The organism is Metabacillus sp. KJ11-3 (assembly GCF_055808295.1).
In genome coordinates this window covers 4,817,269-4,834,067 of record NZ_CM147865.1, presented here as the reverse complement: position 1 = coordinate 4,834,067, position 16,799 = coordinate 4,817,269, and the positions used below count along the sequence as shown (strand labels likewise).

General features: G+C 39.5%; 23 protein-coding genes and 1 riboswitch. Of the genes, 4 read left to right on the top strand and 19 right to left on the bottom strand.

Annotated features, from left to right (window positions below; genetic code table 11):
• Window positions 1–45: 45 nt before the first annotated feature.
• Complete coding sequence (locus tag AC0L8O_RS24025) at window positions 46–477, top strand: YwpF family protein (RefSeq protein WP_473449121.1); 432 nt, start codon at window positions 46–48, stop codon at window positions 475–477.
• A gap of 113 nt (window positions 478–590) precedes the next feature.
• Here the strand turns inward: AC0L8O_RS24025 and AC0L8O_RS24020 are convergent, their stop codons facing one another.
• The 5 genes from AC0L8O_RS24020 to AC0L8O_RS24000 all read right to left on the bottom strand — a co-directional run bounded on the left by AC0L8O_RS24020 (window position 591) and on the right by AC0L8O_RS24000 (window position 3,785).
• On the bottom strand, window positions 591–935 hold the full coding sequence (locus tag AC0L8O_RS24020) for a hypothetical protein (RefSeq protein ID WP_034333678.1): 345 nt from the start codon (window positions 933–935) through the stop codon (window positions 591–593).
• A gap of 338 nt (window positions 936–1,273) precedes the next feature.
• Window positions 1,274–1,711 (bottom strand): 3-hydroxyacyl-ACP dehydratase FabZ, encoded by a 438-nt coding sequence (gene fabZ / locus AC0L8O_RS24015; protein WP_026563146.1) that lies wholly within the window; start codon window positions 1,709–1,711, stop codon window positions 1,274–1,276.
• Window positions 1,712–1,807: 96 nt separating this feature from the next.
• Window positions 1,808–2,089, bottom strand: coding sequence for a DNA-directed RNA polymerase subunit beta (locus tag AC0L8O_RS24010; RefSeq protein WP_473445820.1), 282 nt, complete (start codon window positions 2,087–2,089; stop codon window positions 1,808–1,810).
• Between the two features lie 12 nt (window positions 2,090–2,101).
• Window positions 2,102–2,932, bottom strand: coding sequence for a flagellar hook-basal body protein (locus tag AC0L8O_RS24005; RefSeq protein WP_473445818.1), 831 nt, complete (start codon window positions 2,930–2,932; stop codon window positions 2,102–2,104).
• Between the two features lie 16 nt (window positions 2,933–2,948).
• Entirely contained in the window at window positions 2,949–3,785 is an 837-nt protein-coding gene (locus AC0L8O_RS24000) for a flagellar hook-basal body protein (protein WP_473445815.1), read from the bottom strand.
• Window positions 3,786–3,968: 183 nt separating this feature from the next.
• Window positions 3,969–4,057: riboswitch (cyclic di-GMP riboswitch) on the top strand.
• Window positions 4,058–4,098: 41 nt separating this feature from the next.
• Here AC0L8O_RS24000 and AC0L8O_RS23995 point away from each other — a divergent pair.
• Entirely contained in the window at window positions 4,099–4,977 is an 879-nt protein-coding gene (locus AC0L8O_RS23995; protein WP_473445813.1) for an amidase, read from the top strand.
• 312 nt (window positions 4,978–5,289) lie between these two features.
• Here the strand turns inward: AC0L8O_RS23995 and mreB are convergent, their stop codons facing one another.
• The 13 genes from mreB to AC0L8O_RS23930 all read right to left on the bottom strand — a co-directional run bounded on the left by mreB (window position 5,290) and on the right by AC0L8O_RS23930 (window position 14,528).
• Window positions 5,290–6,291 (bottom strand): rod shape-determining protein, encoded by a 1,002-nt coding sequence (mreB, locus tag AC0L8O_RS23990; RefSeq protein WP_078431969.1) that lies wholly within the window; start codon window positions 6,289–6,291, stop codon window positions 5,290–5,292.
• Between the two features lie 154 nt (window positions 6,292–6,445).
• Window positions 6,446–6,721, bottom strand: a complete 276-nt coding sequence (gene spoIIID, locus AC0L8O_RS23985) for a sporulation transcriptional regulator SpoIIID (RefSeq protein WP_026563140.1) — start codon at window positions 6,719–6,721, stop codon at window positions 6,446–6,448.
• Window positions 6,722–7,191: 470 nt separating this feature from the next.
• Window positions 7,192–7,851, bottom strand: coding sequence for a LysE family translocator (locus tag AC0L8O_RS23980; RefSeq protein ID WP_473445811.1), 660 nt, complete (start codon window positions 7,849–7,851; stop codon window positions 7,192–7,194).
• A 49-nt stretch (window positions 7,852–7,900) separates the two neighbouring features.
• Complete coding sequence (locus AC0L8O_RS23975) at window positions 7,901–8,443, bottom strand: hypothetical protein (protein ID WP_473445809.1); 543 nt, start codon at window positions 8,441–8,443, stop codon at window positions 7,901–7,903.
• Between the two features lie 22 nt (window positions 8,444–8,465).
• Window positions 8,466–8,807, bottom strand: coding sequence for a hypothetical protein (locus AC0L8O_RS23970; RefSeq protein ID WP_473445807.1), 342 nt, complete (start codon window positions 8,805–8,807; stop codon window positions 8,466–8,468).
• Window positions 8,791–9,114, bottom strand: a complete 324-nt coding sequence (locus AC0L8O_RS23965; protein ID WP_026563136.1) for a DUF4176 domain-containing protein — start codon at window positions 9,112–9,114, stop codon at window positions 8,791–8,793. The genes AC0L8O_RS23970 and AC0L8O_RS23965 overlap by 17 nt, the downstream gene beginning before the upstream one ends.
• 28 nt (window positions 9,115–9,142) lie before the next feature.
• Window positions 9,143–10,567 (bottom strand): T7SS effector LXG polymorphic toxin, encoded by a 1,425-nt coding sequence (locus AC0L8O_RS23960; protein ID WP_473445805.1) that lies wholly within the window; start codon window positions 10,565–10,567, stop codon window positions 9,143–9,145.
• Window positions 10,564–10,860, bottom strand: a complete 297-nt coding sequence (locus AC0L8O_RS23955; RefSeq protein WP_251684935.1) for a YwqI/YxiC family protein — start codon at window positions 10,858–10,860, stop codon at window positions 10,564–10,566. Before AC0L8O_RS23955 ends, AC0L8O_RS23960 begins: the two co-directional genes overlap by 4 nt.
• Window positions 10,861–10,892: 32 nt before the next feature.
• Window positions 10,893–11,138, bottom strand: coding sequence for a hypothetical protein (locus AC0L8O_RS23950; protein ID WP_473445802.1), 246 nt, complete (start codon window positions 11,136–11,138; stop codon window positions 10,893–10,895).
• A gap of 393 nt (window positions 11,139–11,531) precedes the next feature.
• The gene (locus AC0L8O_RS23945; RefSeq protein WP_026563132.1) at window positions 11,532–11,825 is read right to left on the bottom strand and encodes a WXG100 family type VII secretion target; all 294 of its coding nucleotides are present in this window, start codon (window positions 11,823–11,825) and stop codon (window positions 11,532–11,534) included.
• A 417-nt stretch (window positions 11,826–12,242) separates the two neighbouring features.
• On the bottom strand, window positions 12,243–13,895 hold the full coding sequence (locus tag AC0L8O_RS23940) for a sodium:solute symporter family protein (protein ID WP_473445800.1): 1,653 nt from the start codon (window positions 13,893–13,895) through the stop codon (window positions 12,243–12,245).
• Window positions 13,896–14,006: 111 nt separating this feature from the next.
• Window positions 14,007–14,309, bottom strand: a complete 303-nt coding sequence (locus AC0L8O_RS23935) for a DUF4212 domain-containing protein (protein WP_216775147.1) — start codon at window positions 14,307–14,309, stop codon at window positions 14,007–14,009.
• A gap of 36 nt (window positions 14,310–14,345) precedes the next feature.
• Window positions 14,346–14,528: a hypothetical protein gene (locus tag AC0L8O_RS23930; protein ID WP_026563124.1), complete on the bottom strand. Its 183-nt coding sequence runs from the start codon at window positions 14,526–14,528 to the stop codon at window positions 14,346–14,348.
• Between the two features lie 257 nt (window positions 14,529–14,785).
• On the opposite strand from AC0L8O_RS23930, the gene AC0L8O_RS23925 reads away from it, so the two are divergent.
• Window positions 14,786–15,166 (top strand): VanZ family protein, encoded by a 381-nt coding sequence (locus AC0L8O_RS23925; RefSeq protein ID WP_473445798.1) that lies wholly within the window; start codon window positions 14,786–14,788, stop codon window positions 15,164–15,166.
• A 111-nt stretch (window positions 15,167–15,277) separates the two neighbouring features.
• Here the strand turns inward: AC0L8O_RS23925 and AC0L8O_RS23920 are convergent, their stop codons facing one another.
• Entirely contained in the window at window positions 15,278–16,159 is an 882-nt protein-coding gene (locus AC0L8O_RS23920) for a peptidoglycan DD-metalloendopeptidase family protein (protein WP_473445796.1), read from the bottom strand.
• Window positions 16,160–16,314: 155 nt separating this feature from the next.
• On the opposite strand from AC0L8O_RS23920, the gene AC0L8O_RS23915 reads away from it, so the two are divergent.
• Complete coding sequence (locus AC0L8O_RS23915) at window positions 16,315–16,683, top strand: VanZ family protein (protein ID WP_473445794.1); 369 nt, start codon at window positions 16,315–16,317, stop codon at window positions 16,681–16,683.
• Window positions 16,684–16,799 lie beyond the last annotated feature (116 nt).

Sequence of the window (16,799 nt, the reverse complement as noted above, 5' to 3'; positions counted from 1 at the left end):
CCTTGTGGTATACTAGAGGAAAATAAGGTAGCGGGGATGATCATGATGAAAACGTTCAAGCTTGTCGGCTTAAAAATTGATGAACAATCAACTGAAGCAAAAAACATTCCTTTACTTGACGGTCTTGTCATTAACAAAGAAGATGGCGAAAATTCATGGTTAATTGAGGCGTTGATTTCAAAGGACTATTTATCTTTTTTTAAGGAACATAAAGACGAGAACCATACATTAAGGATGTTTGTGACAATCTCAAAGGTCAGCAATGCACCCGCCAAGATTTCAGCTAGCGTTAATACGATCACGGTGCTCGATGAATCCATCTCCGTTCTTTTTGATGGCCAATTATTAACAACAAGACCGCAGTATCGACCTGAGGAGCTTTTGGAGTCATTAATAGATCAGGGATTGTCCGGCAATGCTTTAATGGATGCTTTTAAGGACACCGTTCAACAACGTGGATATTCAACAAAGTTGTAAGGGCTGCACACTTGGTGAAGCCTTTTTTTCATGGGGCAAAATGAGGACGAACAAAAAGGCTAACCCAAGCAACTTATTGGGTTAGCCTTTTGTAGAAAGATCATGATTAACGATTATTTGTTTTTATCCTTGTTGTTATCGTCAACATTTCCTTCTTCCAACATGTTTTCTCCTTCTTCAGCGCCCTCTTCCATCATGTTTTTGCCTTCTTCAGCGCCTTCCTCTACTGCATCTTGCCCTTTATTAACTCCTTCTTCTACTGCATCTTGTCCTTCATTAACTCCCTCTTCTACTGCATCTCCGCCTTCATTCACGCCTTCTTCTACATTTTCTTCTACTGTATCGTTTTCATTTGTTTCCTCTGGCGGTGCTGGATCTTGATCATCAGCTGTACAACCTGTTACAAGCATTGCTGCAAGAAGAGAACCTGATAAAGTTAATAGCCAATTTTTTTTCATAATAAATGCCCCTTTCTCTTGACCTTATTTTAAACCCGGTCTTTGATTATTTTTCCCGACACCTTTGTTTTCATTCTTATTTTTTCGATATTTTCGGTCGATATGCATTATTTAGACAGGTTTTCTTACCATGAAACCTTTTTGATGGAAAAAGAGTCGAATGACCTAGGCGGGTTGTGGCTGGATGGAGGACATTTTTTAAGGATTTGTGGGGTGGATTTGTCTTTCATTGGGGGGATGAAGGACTTTTCTCCCCTCTTTACAGCTTAATTCGTCCCTCGTACCTTAAATACTAAAAAGTCCTTCATGGAAACCCATGAAGGACTTTCTTAAAGATCTTAAGCTTCTTTTTTCTCACCTAATGCAAACATGATTTCCGCTTCACATGCGACTTCGCCGTCAACGGTTGCGACGGCTTTTCCTTTTCCGAGTGAGCCTCTTAGGCGGATGATTTCAACCTCAAGGCGTAGTTGGTCACCTGGTTTTACTTGTCTTTTGAAACGGCAGTTATCGATGCCTGCGAAGAACGCTAGTCTTCCGCGGTTTTCTTCTTTTTTCAAGATCGCAACTGCTCCAACTTGCGCTAAAGCCTCAACGATTAGTACACCTGGCATAACCGGGTAGTCCGGGAAGTGTCCGTTGAAAAATTCTTCGTTGGCCGAAACGTTTTTGATGCCGATCGCTTTTAATCCTTCTTCTACTTCTAAAATACGATCTACTAATAAAAATGGATAACGGTGTGGGATAATGTCTTTGATTTCATTAATATCTAACATATGTAGGAATCTCCTTTAAACTTATTTTCACGCTTCTTTATTATGTACGACAAAAGGAAGGCTTTCACCTTCCTTTAGCACAGTATATATGGAATATTACTCTTTTTCAACTAAGTCAATGATATGCTGCCAGGTCGATTTATTAAGGGCATCCTGTGGATTTCCGTTGCCGATTACACCGTATCCGACCATGAGTCCAACAATTAAACTGACGGCCATAAATAGGATCACAAGGATGACTCGCAGCCAAATGGGGATAAGGCGAATCCTTAATTTTAGTTTTTGTACTTCTGTTTTGCTGCTTTTTTCTTCTTGTTTTTTCTTAGCTTTTTTGATTTCTTCTCGACTGACCGCTTTTGTTGTTTCTTTTGCTACCAATAGACTAAACTCCTATCTTACGCCGTTAATTAATCCCAGCATTTGGTCGCCAAGTGTGATGGACTTTGCGTTCATTTGGTATGAGCGCTGTGAGATCATTAAATCGGTCATTTCCTTTGTTAAATCAACATTGGACATTTCCAGTGCACCTTGCTGTAAAGAGACACCTGCACCATCTAAGTAGGTTAATACGTCATCGATTTGCATGTTACCGAGATCTTTTAATCCGTAGAGGTTATTTCCTAACTGACTCAGCATTTGCGGACGATCTACTTGAACAACACCCAACTGAAATTCCTGTGGTTGTTCATTTTCATTTCTCGGTACTGCTGTGATCGTACCATCTTTTGAAATCACAAGCTCTTTAAAAGAATCATTTAGCCTGATTGGATTTTGATTTTCATCCAAAACAAGATTACCCGATGCTGTTGATAGTAAGAGCTGATTGCTGCCGTCGGTTGCTGGTGATAAATAGAGAGCACCATCTCGTGTATAATTAATTTGCCCATTTACATCAATTTGTAAAAACTGATCTGGTGAGGTAAAGGCAATATCAAGTGATCTGCCTGTTTGTTTGATGCTGCCTTGTGTGAACACAACGCTTTTGTTCAGCCTTGCACCTGTTCCCTGTCTAATCCCAAGCTCTGTGCTAAAACGTTCTTCTTCTCTTTCTTCAAGCGCATTTCCTTGATTGTTAAATTGCTGACGGACTAATTCTGAAAAGGATGTTTCCGTTCTTTTATAGCTTTGTGTATCCACATTTGCTAAGTTGTGGCCAATTTGATCAAGCTGCTTTTGGAGCTGGCCCATTGTATTAGTTGATGTAATCATTGAGCGTAACATCTGTTATTTCCCCCTGTTATGATAAACGGCCAATTTCATTTGCAGCCTTTTCCATACTTTTATCATATGCTTGCAACACTTTTTGATTTGCTTCAAATGAGCGATAAGCTGTCATCATATCTGTATATGTTCGTCCGATATCAACGGTTGAGTTTTCTAAATATTTTTGTTTTAAATTGTATTGAATGTCACCATTACCAATTGCTGTTGGAAGGGCTTGTCCGTCTGATGTACGGTAAATGCCGTTTCCTTCTTTGACAAGATTACGTACGTCTGCTGCGAAGCGTACGTCGATTTGAGCGACAGTTTGTCCGTTTACTAGTACGTCACCAGCTTCTGTTACGCTGAATTCTCCGGATTGAATGGAGATTGGTTGTCCATCTCTTGATAAAACCGGGTTTCCATCAGAAAGTAAAAGACCATTCTCATCAAGAGTAAAGTGTCCGTTACGAGTGTAACGTTCTTCACCAGCTTGATTTTGAACAGCAAAGAATAATGAACCTTTTACATTGGTTTCAGGATTTAGCGGAACATTTTCTTCTATTAACGCAACATCTGTTACCAACCCTGTTTCTTTTAGCTCGCCTTGAATATCTCTGCTTTTTATTTCTTGTAAATAAACTCCCGAGTTAAGAGAGCCGATTGTTTGCATACCTGGTACATTCATTCCATTACCAGTTGGAAGTGTTTTATTTTCCATTCGTTGCAGTAGCATTTCCGGAAATGCGCGGATTGTTGATTGATCTGCTTTATATCCTGCTGTATTGGCATTTGCCATATTATTTGATAACATTTCAGTTCGGCGCTGCTGTGTTAACATGCCGGCAGTTGCTGTATATAAACCTCTTAACAAGAGTTCCCCCACCTTAAATGTGTTTTTCCGATCAATTGAATTCTTTTCGACAGAATTCCCTATTTTCCATTATAAAGGAGAACGACTGTTTTCTCATCACATTTTTTCATATTTCCTTTGTTAGTTTTTAGGAAAAAAATATTTTTATTTCCTTTTAACATGCTTGTCTATATAATAAAGAAAATCTGATAAGGGCAAACTTGTCGAAAGGCAAGGACGCAAAGCTATGGGCCTATCCAATGTTTACATTGCACGGTCGCCAAGTTGCCAGGCTCCTTTTTGAGCCATGGGCTTAAAAAAGGAGAAGAATGAGATGAAAAAGCTTATTTTGATGTTTGTGTTTATTTTGCTTTTGGCAGGAGTTGCTGGTGTGAACAACAAGGCAAATGCCAGTGCGAATACAGAGTACTCGACTTGGCTCTGGGATACGAATCAAATTGTGACAAATCGTACTGCAACTTTACAATTTTTAGAGGAAAAACAAGTTGCCCGTGTGTATGTACAAATTAACCGATCGATTAAAATTGACCAATATAAGCTATTTATTAAAGAAGCTACAGCCCGTGGAATAAAGATTTATGCGCTGGACGGTGCACCCGATTGGGGGCCTTCTTCAAAACCTTTTCTTCATTTTTTGAACTGGGTGACGGCATATCAAGCGGGTGCAGCTGAGGATGAAAAGTTTTCCGGCATACACCTTGACGTTGAGCCCTATCTCACTTCACAGTGGACAACAAATTACAATGGAGCTGTGCTTAAATACCAAGGTGTCATTCTGGCTGCTGCAGATACAGCAGAATCACTCGGAATTCCATTTGCTGCTGATATTCCATTTTGGTTTGATGAAATGAATGTGAAAAACAAATACGGTAAAGGCAACCTCGCTGAATGGGTGATCAACAATACAAGTGAAGTCACAATTATGGCATATCGGGATAAAGCTGTTGGTCCTAACGGCATCATTGAATTAACTAAATATGAGATGAATCTCGCAGCATCACTTAATAAAAATGTTACGATTGCAGTTGAAACGATGAACTTAGGTAGCAGTGATGGGTTTCTGACATTTTATGAGGAAGGTCAAACCGTGATGGACCAAGAACTTGCGCTTGTTTATGAAGCCTATAAGGAGTATTCAAGTTTTAAAGGAATTGCCATACATCATGTGGGAAGTTGGATGGAGTTGGAGTAAAGAAGAGTGAGTGGGTCGGGGGGACAGGTCCCTTGACCCACTATATTTTCGATTTCGGGATTATATTTATGTTTTTTGACTATTTATTTATGTTTTTCACAAGTTTATTTTCGATTATTCAATTTTATTTACTATTAGACAAATTTCGCCATAATACGACGCTAACCACGTGTACCCTCACCATATATCCCCCTGCAAAACTTGGGACAAGGAACCTGTCCCCCCGGACCAACCCGGACCAACCCGGACCACCCAGACCAACCCCCGGACCACCAAAAAAAGAACCTGCCCCAGGCAGGTTCTTACCAAGTATTAACCAAATTTTTTGCGTGGTAGTTTGTCCATGTTGTCCAGCATGATTCCTGTTCCGATTGCGACACAGTCCATTGGTGCTTCGGCTACTAGTACTGGTACTTTTAGTTCTTCGGCTAAAAGCTGGTCTAAGCCGTTTAGCAGTGCTCCGCCCCCTGTTAGGATGACGCCGCGGTCAATGATGTCTGCTGAAAGTTCTGGAGGAGTTCTTTCTAGGACACTTTTAGCAGCTTGTACAATGGCAGCAATTGGTTCTCGAAGTGCTAATTCAACTTCTGTTGAGTTGACTGTAATTGTGCGAGGTAATCCTGTTACCATGTCACGACCACGAATACTAATTTCTTCATTACGTGCGCCTGGGAATACCGTTGCTACATTGACTTTAATGTCTTCTGCAGTACGCTCACCAATTAAGAGCTTGTACTCTTTTTTGATGTAATTTAAAATTTCCGCGTCAAACTTGTCCCCAGCCATTTTAATGGAAGAGGCGGTGACAATATCGCCCATTGATAGCACAGCGACATCTGTAGTTCCACCGCCAATATCAACAACCATGTTTCCGTAAGGTTGGAAGATGTCCATGCCGGCACCAATCGCTGCTACCTTTGGCTCTTCCTCAAGGAATACATTTTTTCCGCCGCTTTTTTCAGCAGCTTCTTTAATTGCTTTTTGCTCAACTGATGTAATATTCGTTGGGCAGCAAATCAGCATGCGCGGTTTTGAAAGTAATCCTTTTACATTCAACTTATTTATAAAGTGTTTTAACATTGCCTCTGTTACTTCAAAGTCTGCAATAACACCGTCTTTTAATGGGCGAATCGCAACAATATTCCCAGGAGTACGTCCTACCATACGTCTTGCTTCTTCACCAACGGCAAGTACCTTACCAGTATTTTTGTCCAGGGCAACAACGGAAGGCTCGTTTAAAACAATTCCCTTCCCTTTCACATGAATAAGTACGTTAGCCGTACCAAGATCTATACCAATATCCCTCGCAAACATTCTATCTATATCCTCCTTGCAAATCTTCATATCCGAAATACTGACCTAATTACCTATTTTATCACAAATTCGCAAAAATAGTATGATTTTGTAAAAAAATTTCAGGTAAGTATGTAGGGAATTGTCGATTTACTTAAAGTAGATAGAAATTTCTTTATTTCACTGGTTCTTCTTCTAAAATCTCGTCCTTCTTGTACTTAAGCTTTGTTGCTTCTCCACCACGCAAATGTCTGATTGATTTATGGTAATCAAGTATTTCCTTTACTTCATTCGCAAGATCAGGGTTAATTTCAGGTAGCCTTTCCGTTAAATCCTTATGAACGGTACTTTTGGAAACACCAAACTCCTTCGCAATAACGCGAACTGTTTTCTTTGTCTCCACGATATACTTCCCAATCTTGATTGTGCGTTCTTTGATGTAATCGTGCACACCACTCGACCTCCCTAATATGGATGTGAGAAGTGTGAAATGAGACTCGCATACCAAGACACTTTGGCTGAAATTCTCTTAGATGATCGTATGTTGCCTCTTTTACAGCGATTAAAAATTACACTCACGATCCCTCACCTCAAACACTCTCTTTGATAGGTTTGTAACATTTTATTAGCTTGGATTAAGATATATGCTAGAAAAGTCAGAAGGGACAAGGGTTTTCTTTATTTTTTTTTATTTTGATGTGATTTGAGCAAGAAAATCGAGGCTTTTTTATTTTTCAACATTTATTTTCAGTTCATTGTGAGATTTATTTCCCGAGAAATTTGTCGACGGGTGTAGTGATGAGTTGGAGGCATACCTTTTATTATATTTTGGAAGCTGGACGATATGACTAAGTCTCAATATATTTTCCAACAGGAAGGTAATATTTGTAAAATAAAAAGAGTAGTCAGACCACTCCTTTTTCATTTTTGGCAAAAAGCGATTTTCAACCCTATAAGTGTGAACAGGGAGCCTTGTATTAAGTTAATTTTTTTTGATAACGAGGCATCTTTACGTAGAAAATAACCGACTTTTCCAGCAAACAAACTTATTAACGTGTAAATAACTAATGCTTGGATTAAAAATAGAATGCCATAGATCAGCATTTGCATGGATACATTTCCATTTTCATATTGAATAAATTGCGGAAAAAATGCCAGAAAAAATAAAGAGACCTTTGGATTTAAAAGATTCATGATGACACCTTTTTTGTATAAAGCTTTGTAGTCTAAAGAGTCCTCATTGTTTAGATGAAAGCTTGAGCTCTTTTCTCTAAAGGACTTATATGCCAAGAACAACAGATATGCTGCTCCTGCATACTTTACGACAGTGAAAGCTAGAGCTGACTGATAAATAACCGCGGATATACCAATGGTCGCAGCCGCAATATGAACTAATAATCCTGTGCAAAGTCCAAGTGTCGTAAAAATCCCTGCATTTTTCCCTTTTGCAATTGCTTGTGCCAAAGTGAACAAGTTATCTGGTCCCGGCATAAGAGTCAGAACGATTGCTGCACCTAAAAAGAAAGTATTGATAGAAAGTCCACGATTATCCCCCCGCTTTTTTAATGTGAATTTTACCATATCAACGTAAAAAAGCTCAAAATCAAAAGATCTGAGCTTTTAGCATGTTTTATTGTGTTCTCTCATAGTCAATTTCGTATTCTGTTGCCAGCTTTTCCATTTCTTCATGATATTCGTTGAGAGCATTCATATATTCTTCACCTTTTGCATTTGACTGCTCAATTAATTCCTGATCTGTTTTCTCTAATGCTTCTTTTTCGAGCAAAAGAGCGTCATAATAAATGCCTAATGCTTCTTCCAATTTGTCTTTTATCGGCTCAAGCTCATCGACATTTACTTCCAGTGATTCTGCTGTTTCAATGGCTTTTTCGAATTCAGGAATAACCTCACTTGTTAAAACACTATGTAGCTCTTCATCATTTTTGAAATTTTCACCTGATACAGTTGCCAATGCTTCATTTGCTTTTGTTTCATAGCTGGCTATTTCGTTCATGTCTTCGTTGATAAAATCAACAATTTCTTTTTGCTTTTCTTCGTATGATAGCTCATTTTCTGTAGACTTTTTTGCACTAGGTTGTTTTTCTGAAGAAGTGTCATTACTACAGGCTACAAGCATGAACATCATCGCGATGATGAAACTGAGTTTTTTCACCTGAACCTATCCTTTCTACTGCTTAAGATTTGATCATTGTCGGGTCATTTTTAATAAATGCATCACGACGTTTCAGATATCTTTTCTCTTGTGTTACTTTGATTAAGCCCATCATAATCAGACCAACGATGATGCCTGAGAGAGCATACCAACCCACTACAAAAAGAAGTCCGATATATACAAAAAAGGCACCGAAAAACAATGTGTAAACCGCTAGTAAGAGAATGTTAAACAGTTGCAGCTGATAAATTCTCATCTTTTCTTCTTTTGATGTTGTGTCTTGATTTTTTAAGTTCGAAAACAGCTGTAATTCTGACCGTACTGTTTTATATGGCGCAATAAACCAATTAATGATCGCCTTCATGATGTGTACCTTGTTTTAATGAAAGTAGTTTTTCCTTCATGAGTTTTTCGCCTTCAGATTCAAATCCTTTGAAAATAACTTGTTTAATTTGTTCATGGTGAAAAAACACATTTGTTTCGTCTGAAATATGTCCTTGCGGGTAAGGACATGCAACATACTCCCACACTTTTTCCTCTTGATCCGCCTGCTGCTGCATTCTTCCATATATCATAACTGGTTGAACAATTGCTTCTATTAACACAACCGTACCAATTGGTAGTAACTCTGTTCCTTTGTCGATGTTGATCGAATTTATTTCATTTCTCATTTTCACGTTCTCCTTTCGTTAAGAAGGATTATTCTGCTTTTTCGACACTGAATCCTAGTTTAATTCCGAGGATAAACCGGAGATCAAGCATTGTTTCTTTTCCGATTTTTGCTTCGCCTCCGACACCAAATGCTGAACCGCCAATTGTACCCTTGATGTTGTAATCAATAAATGGAATAGGCAATATCCCTGAAACCTCTCCCTCTGCTACTGACGCTTTAGCGGCGATACCGACTGAGGCATTGTCAACTCCGGCGTAGGCATTCGCCTTTAGGACCTCTCCTTTGGCTTGTAAGCCTGTACGACCGACATAGTCTATTTCTTCATCAAGCTGTGTCTTGATTTCTGCTGCATAGACAGTCCCACCAGCTTTGACTAAAGGAAGAACACTTTCTCCCCCGACACTTGCTTGTGCCTCTGCTGCCCCAATTTGTAGATCGAAGCTAGAATCCATCACACCTGTATCATGCTTTACACCCGTGTGAATGCCGCTCAACTTACTGCTTCCGCCTAGCTGACCATCTCCGTCACCATATCCTGACCAATCATTCTCTACCTTTCCTGCACCTGCTTCAAAGGTGAAATCACCTTTTTCAACTGTGTCTCCCACTAGGTATGGAGATGTTTTTTCCACTTCTTTCTCAGTTGTTTTGCTTGTAGTTGAGGTGAAATTTAACCCTAACCATTGATATGGTGTCATTGAATAAGAGTTATAGGCATAAATAGATTGTGTTGAACGATTTGCTGCGAGTGAACCGTTTGTCATGAGATGCATGGGTGTTGAACGAATGCTTCCCATTAACAGAGCATGAGTCGGATTTAGAAGTGCCTGTAATGGATGAAAGTTTTCGAGACTTCGAGGGTTCACAGCTGCCTTAGTGCCCATTTCTTCTATGTATGCTGTTAATATTGCTAAATCAGCAGATAATTCCTCTAATGAAGATGTGCTTTTTCCATCAAAGTCTTCTAAATCTGTTATTGTATCATTGATTGATTTTTTTGCTTGTTCCACCTGCTGATTGACTTCACCATCGTCCAACAGGTCGACTGTCACAATATCTGATACATTTGAGATGTATTGATTCGCATCCGCTGTTACATCATTTGTATAGTTTTGAACAGCTGTCAGCTTATTCGTTAGCTCACCTTGTAAAAATTCCTGGTTGATATATCCCGTTTGATCAGATTCAAAGCCGTTCATTTTGTCTTTGCAGCTTGTTAGCTTTGTTTTATAGGAAGTAAGCATTTGTTTCAGCTTGAATAAAAAGGGCTGATGACAAGATTGGTAGTAGCTTTTAATGGCTGTTGCCCCTTTTCCTGTAAACGAGCCCTCCAAATTAATCAGCTCAGCAATCGATTTCTCGATAGCTTCCAATCCTTCTATTTTTTCAGTAACTGCCTGAATTGTGTCATCAAGTGATGCATGTAAGTCAGATACATCTAATACTTTCATTTCTCTACCTCCGCAACACCTTGTAGCAGCATGGATGTTTTTAACGATTCGTCCGTTGCTTTCATCGCCTCAACAGAGGATGTGACCATTGCTTCATTTTGCGCTAAAAGCTGTTGATAATTGGTCATGATCTGTTCTAGGGACTTATTAATCTCTTCTATTTTCTTGGTGACATCCAGTTGATTATTTTTCACAACATCCTTTGGTAATGAGGGATCCAGAGAGGTTGAAGCTCCCGTCATTCCCTTTACTACACGCTCTATATCATGATATTGAAATTTGATTTCTCCCATTATGATCTCTACCTTACTTTTTATTTTGGTTGTTATTCATCTTCCAGCATCTCTAACTCAAGAGTATGAATGGTTTGCTTTAGTGATAGGATTTCGCTTTTTAAACTACTCATTTTGCTGTTAATGGTTGAAAAAGCATTGGAGAGTTGAGTAGATTCAAGATCCTGGTAGGAAACAAGAATTCCTTCCGTTCGAATATCCTCAAATTTGTCGGCAATCGAGCCTTGCCACGTAGTAGATGTTAGCTCAGGGGTGGTAACCGATTGGTTATAATTCAAATACTCCTGCTTAATGCCTTGCAGTTGACTATGGCAATCTTGCAGTCGTTGTAGCTGTTCTTGTTTCTTCCTTAAAAGCCCATAATAATAAAATAAAGACAACGTAATCTCCCTCTTTACTTTTACTGACTTATCTATGTATTGTTCATTACAAATCGTTAAAACACTTTTATATACCCTAAATCAGGATCAATCAAACCTTATTAGATTCAAAATTTCCCAATCTTTTCAACTATAACATAGTTAAATAATGTAAGAATGGTGAGAATGATGGATTTTTCGGGGGTGGTGGTGTAGGTGGTTTTTCCTAGGTGTGGGGTGGGTCGGGGGGACAGGTTCCTTGTCCCGCCCCGCCATAAAGAAAGGGACAAGGTACCTGTCCCCTTGTCCCACTTACCCTCTGATTTGGCCGGCGATTTGTTGGTCGGCGTCTTCGAGTGCTTTTGATGTGCTGTTAAGTTGAGTTGAAATGTCTTCTAGTAGTTGTTGCATTTGGATGAATGATGGTCTTAATGATTGGTATTGTTCGCTGAATGCTCTGCTTGATTCACCTTCCCACATACCTTCAAGCTCACGAATCATCGTATCTAAGCGAGAGACTTGTTCTCCAACTTGACTGCTTTCACTTGAATAACGATTGGCCATACTAATCAGTTCAGCCGGGGTTACACGGATAATACCTGACATGCTATTCACTCCTTATGGATTATGTAGTTATTTTTCATACATACTACAAATACCATATTCCTCCAGATAAACAAATGAATATATCCATTTGTAAAGAAAAACGAATCTATTGAATTAGGTATCTGTTTTTCTATATGATTTTTGACATACTTTTTTTGCTTCTTATGCATGACAATGGTCTTATCGTCGGGACGGAGGGACAGGTACCTTGTCCCACATAAGAAGAGCGCAAGCCCCTTGGTTAACCTCGGGCGAATAAGACGATTTGGAATAGAAGGCGTTCTTTGCCTTCAATTCCAAATTGGCTTATGACCTCGAGGGGCTAGCCGCTGGAGCTAGACACGAACGCTAAGTACAAAAGTTTATACTTTCTTACCCCACACAAAAAAGGGACAAGGGACCTGTCCCCTTGACCCATTATTTGTCCATCCACACTTCTCCGTCTTTGTATGTCATTTGTTCTGGGTAGCGTAGGTTTAGGACTTCTTCTTGTGTTTGGATGGATGGTGCTTTTGTTGAGAGTGAGACGATGATATTGGTTAAGATGGCTGCGGCTGCTCCGAATACACCTGCGCCTGTGTCGATAATGCCGGCGATGGTGAAACCGCCGTATTTAGAGGCAAAGATGTAGATGAGTGTTACCGTTAAACCGACTAGCATTCCAGAGATGACACCTTGAGTGTTTGAACGCTTCCACCATACTCCGATGAGCAGTGCCGGGAAGAATGTCCCTGATGCCAGCGCAAATGCCCATGCGACGATTTGTGTGATTGCTCCCGGTGGATTTAGCGCGATTAACCCCGCTAATACAGTCGCAATGACAATTGACCAGCGAGCAACGGCTAAACGGTTCTTTTCTGATGCATTTGGCTTCATCACCCGATAGTATATATCATGTGCAAATGATGATGATATTGAGATCATTAGGCCGCCTGCTGTTGATAGAGCAGCTGCCATTGCTCCTGCAGCAACAAGACCGATGACGAACATTCCAAGATTTGCGATTTCCGGTGTTGCCATTACGACAATATCATTGGAAATTATCAATTCGCTCCATTGTAAAATGCCATCACCATTTCCATCAGCAATTTGCAGTTTTCCTGTGTTTACCCATGATTCAGTCCAAGCAGGCAGCTCAGATAGCTTTTGTCCTGCAACCTGTGTCATTAAAATAAAACGCGAAAATGCAGCATATGCTGGTGCAGATAAATATAAAAGTCCGATAAACAGAATCGCCCATGCCCCAGACCATCTTGCCGCTTTCATTGTTGACACCGTGTAAAAACGAACAATTACGTGTGGAAGACCAGCTGTTCCTGCCATTAACGTAAACATGAGTGCAAGGAATTGCCATTTCGTTCCGTTCGTAAATGGAGCAAAATATTCGGAGATCCCGAGCTGCCGATCAAGCTCCCCCATTTCCTCGACAATTTTTCCATACGAAAGCCATGGAGCAGGGTTTCCTGTAATTTGCAATGACATGAAAATAACCGGAATTAAATAAGCGATGATGAGGATAATGTATTGCGCAACCTGTGTCCACGTTATCCCCTTCATTCCACCAAAGGCAGCGTAAAAGGCAATAAGTACCACGCCAATCATTGTTCCAAGCTTTGCATCTATCTCAAAAAGGCGGCCAATAACTACTCCTGACCCGGATAATTGCCCAATTGAGTAGGTAAAGCTGATAATGATCGTACATACAGCCGCAATGACGCGGGCCGTGTGACTGTTATAGCGATCTCCAATGAATTCCGGTACAGTGTAACGACCATACTTACGTAGCTGTGGCGCGAGCAGAAAGGTTAATAGAAGGTATCCACCTGTCCATCCCATAATATAAGCAAGTCCATCATATCCAAGCAGCATAATCGTACCAGCCATCCCAATGAATGAGGCTGCACTCATCCAATCCGCTCCGATGGCCATTCCATTAAAAATCGGTGGAACACCGCGACCTGCTACATAAAAGTCAGATGTTTGCTTCGCTGTATTGTAGACCGCAATTCCGATATACAAGGCAAAAGTAAGCAAAATAATAGCAAGTGAAACAATAAATTGAGCGTCCAATAAAAATCCCCCTTATTAACTTGAGCACTCCCCTATGTACTCATTAGCTAGTGAAAGTTTATCTGATCCCCTTTTAATCAATATAATATCAATTTTATATTTTCCGTTTTTTTAATGATCAAGCGTTTTCCCGGCGCTAAGCTGTTCATTTTTTGATTCATCAATGCCATACTTTTTATCAATTGAATCACTGACTTTTGCGTTAATAAATAATAAAAGGATAAAGACCACAACAGCCCCCTGCGCCCCCATGAAATAGTGAAAAGGAAAGCCGTTAATCGTAAAGCCGCTGAAAAACTCCGCAAATAAGACAATACCGAATGATGATAATGCCCCAATGATTAAGTAAATGACAATGTTTCTAGTTCGTTCTCTAAAATAGGCATCCGCTACTTTTTTATCAATTTTTTTCATAAAGCACCTCCTGAAAATGAATGATCACTCGGAACCTTAAGACAGACTGAAGATGAATTTTATTGTTTCTAAAAATGGTGCAGGTACTAATGCAATTTGGACAACGAAGTAAATAAGCAGTGTTACAACCGGTATGAGTAAAAACTGAGGTTTTTTCTTTCTTAAACAAAAAATAAGACTAAAAAGAGTTAAAGCAAGCATCAAGAATAATGTCATCATATTGGACTCTCCTCCTTCATATAATTGTAAGCGTTATCATATTATGATATACTGAATACACCTCCTGACAGCTTTAACATGTCTTATTATGTATGGAAAAGATATAGCTGGTCAATAAAAAATTGAAAATTAAGGATATTTTTTCTTCGACAACTTTTTTTGCGGTCTATCGCCATTTGCCGTGAATTTTGGTATCTTTATCCTATTATGAAGATAAAAACATTACTTCTCTATATTTTTTTCTAAGTTATTTTTCATTGCTTTTGTATTTATTGTTTTTCTCTGCGTACCGGCAGTCTGTTGAGGGTGAGGTTGCTTATAACCTTGTTCCTTTTAGGACAATCGGTGCCTATTTTCACAATTTTGACGGCTTTTCGCTAACTGACCCGTTTATCGGAAATATATTGGCTTTTCTTCCGTTTGGCTTTTTTCTGCCGACTTTATGGAAGATGGTCGACACAATTTACAAGGCAGTTCTTTGGACTTTTGTCTTGTCGTTGTCTGTTGAAGGATTTCAATTTCTATTTCGGGTAGGAGCTTTTGATGTGGATGATCTGCTATTAAATACATGTGGTGGGGGATTGGGGTTCGGCTTGTTTTGGTTCGTTAGAAAAACGTGGCTTTCCGTCAAGTCCTAATAGTGAAGGTCGTACCTAATGATTACATAAAAAATCGAGGTTGATCTCTGAGTAGTTTGAGTTCAACCTCGTATCGTTGGAGGGACAAGGAACCTGTCCCTGTGTCCCGGCTTATTCTGCGCCTTTGTCAGCGTCTTTGTCTGATTTAGGGGCTTTTTCTGATTTGTCAGTGTCTTCTTTTGGTGTTTCAGTGTCTTTTGCTGGAGCTTCTTCAGCTGGTTTTTCTTCTTCAGCTGGAGCTTCTTCCGTTTCACCTGCTGGAGCTGGTGCTTCTTCACTTACTTCTTCTTCTGTTGCTTCTTCTTCAGCAGCTTCTTCAATGGATGTTACCGGCTTACCCATGAAGCTTTCTGGATTTACAGCTGTGCCTGCTTGGCGGATTTCAAAGTGAACATGGTTGCCATCTTCTTCATTGTAAAGATTTTCACCAGATTTACCGATTACTTCGTTTTGCTCAACTTTGTCGCCTGCTTGTACACTAGCTTCTGCTAATGATTGGTATACTGTTACGACTTCGTTTTCGTGCTCAATTTCTACAACAAATCCTAAGATTGGATCTTTTTCAGCTTTTGTTACAGTACCACTTAGTGATGCTACAACATCGAATTGCTTTTGATCTTCTCTTGCGATGTCGATTCCTTTGTTCATTCTATACGTATTGTTATAGAATACAAGTGCTGCTTCTTGCTCTTCTGTTGTTGCATTCGGGTCATAAAACTTTTTCACAACGTTTACTGCTTCAGCATCTACTGCTGGCATTGTGAAGTTTTCTTTTGTTGCGTTTACTTCAACTGCTTCCTGCTCATCTAATGCGATTTCGTCTTGATTATTTTGCAAATCCTCTGCAACATTGTTGCTGATGTTTTGGTACCATAATACTGCTGTAAGGATAACTGCTGCACTCATTAGGTAAATTGCCGGAAATACCCAACGTTTTCTGAAAAATTGTTGAACTTTAGTTTGAGAAGTACGTTTCTTTTCTTCCTCTCTCATTCTATCATCACCTCAGAAATCAGTCTGAACAGATTATCTGAATTATATACACATCCTGTAAAAAAATTTTTTAAAATTAGTTTGCGCAATGTTTATAATAATATGTATGCCTTTTTAAAAAATTTTTTAGAACGATGAGATAGGAGTATTGATAGATGAAAAAAATTGTCTTTACGCTGTTGCCTATTCTATATATGGCCTTTATTTGGACATTATCAAGCTTTCCGGCAGATGCGATTGTGGACACACAGCTTTCGTTTGATGCATTATTAAAGGAATCTCTGCATCTTATTGAATTTGCGATTCTTTATTGGTTCATAGCCTTTGCTTTTATGGCACATGGCAAATGGACAGAAAAAGCAAGTATCATTGCGGCTGTTATTTCGGTTGCTTACGGGCTAACAGATGAAATTCATCAATCCTTTGTTCCGGCACGCTCTGCGACTGTGATTGATTTTATAAAAGATACAATTGGTGTGGCCGTTTCTTATTGGATTGCGAAACGGAAGTTTTTTTCGAATTAATTTATCGGCGGGTTTTGGGGGGTTATCAGCGAAAAGCAGAATTTATCGGCGAATTCGACGATATATCAGCGAACTGAAGAATATATCAGCGAAACCGAAAAGGAGCCCGAGGGCTC

Bases quoted from the DNA above. Each gene is read 5' to 3' on its own strand.
- AC0L8O_RS23945 (WP_026563132.1), bottom strand. From the start codon at position 11,825: ATGTCAGGTATTATCCGTGTAACCCCGGCTGAACTGATTAGTATGGCC.
- AC0L8O_RS24005 (WP_473445818.1), bottom strand. From the start codon at position 2,932: ATGTTACGCTCAATGATTACATCAACTAATACAATGGGCCAGCTCCAA.
- AC0L8O_RS23965 (WP_026563136.1), bottom strand. From the start codon at position 9,114: ATGAGAAATGAAATAAATTCGATCAACATCGACAAAGGAACAGAGTTA.
- AC0L8O_RS24020 (WP_034333678.1), bottom strand. From the start codon at position 935: ATGAAAAAAAATTGGCTATTAACTTTATCAGGTTCTCTTCTTGCAGCA.
- AC0L8O_RS24025 (WP_473449121.1), top strand. From the start codon at position 46: ATGAAAACGTTCAAGCTTGTCGGCTTAAAAATTGATGAACAATCAACT.
- mreB (WP_078431969.1), bottom strand. From the start codon at position 6,291: ATGTTTGCGAGGGATATTGGTATAGATCTTGGTACGGCTAACGTACTT.
- AC0L8O_RS23920 (WP_473445796.1), bottom strand. From the start codon at position 16,159: ATGAGAGAGGAAGAAAAGAAACGTACTTCTCAAACTAAAGTTCAACAA.
- AC0L8O_RS23915 (WP_473445794.1), top strand. From the start codon at position 16,315: ATGAAAAAAATTGTCTTTACGCTGTTGCCTATTCTATATATGGCCTTT.
- AC0L8O_RS23930 (WP_026563124.1), bottom strand. From the start codon at position 14,528: ATGATGACATTATTCTTGATGCTTGCTTTAACTCTTTTTAGTCTTATT.
- AC0L8O_RS23980 (WP_473445811.1), bottom strand. From the start codon at position 7,851: ATGGTAAAATTCACATTAAAAAAGCGGGGGGATAATCGTGGACTTTCT.
- AC0L8O_RS23970 (WP_473445807.1), bottom strand. From the start codon at position 8,807: ATGAAGGCGATCATTAATTGGTTTATTGCGCCATATAAAACAGTACGG.
- fabZ (WP_026563146.1), bottom strand. From the start codon at position 1,711: ATGTTAGATATTAATGAAATCAAAGACATTATCCCACACCGTTATCCA.
- AC0L8O_RS23935 (WP_216775147.1), bottom strand. From the start codon at position 14,309: ATGAAAAAAATTGATAAAAAAGTAGCGGATGCCTATTTTAGAGAACGA.
- AC0L8O_RS23955 (WP_251684935.1), bottom strand. From the start codon at position 10,860: ATGGGAGAAATCAAATTTCAATATCATGATATAGAGCGTGTAGTAAAG.
- AC0L8O_RS23995 (WP_473445813.1), top strand. From the start codon at position 4,099: ATGAAAAAGCTTATTTTGATGTTTGTGTTTATTTTGCTTTTGGCAGGA.
- AC0L8O_RS23960 (WP_473445805.1), bottom strand. From the start codon at position 10,567: ATGAAAGTATTAGATGTATCTGACTTACATGCATCACTTGATGACACA.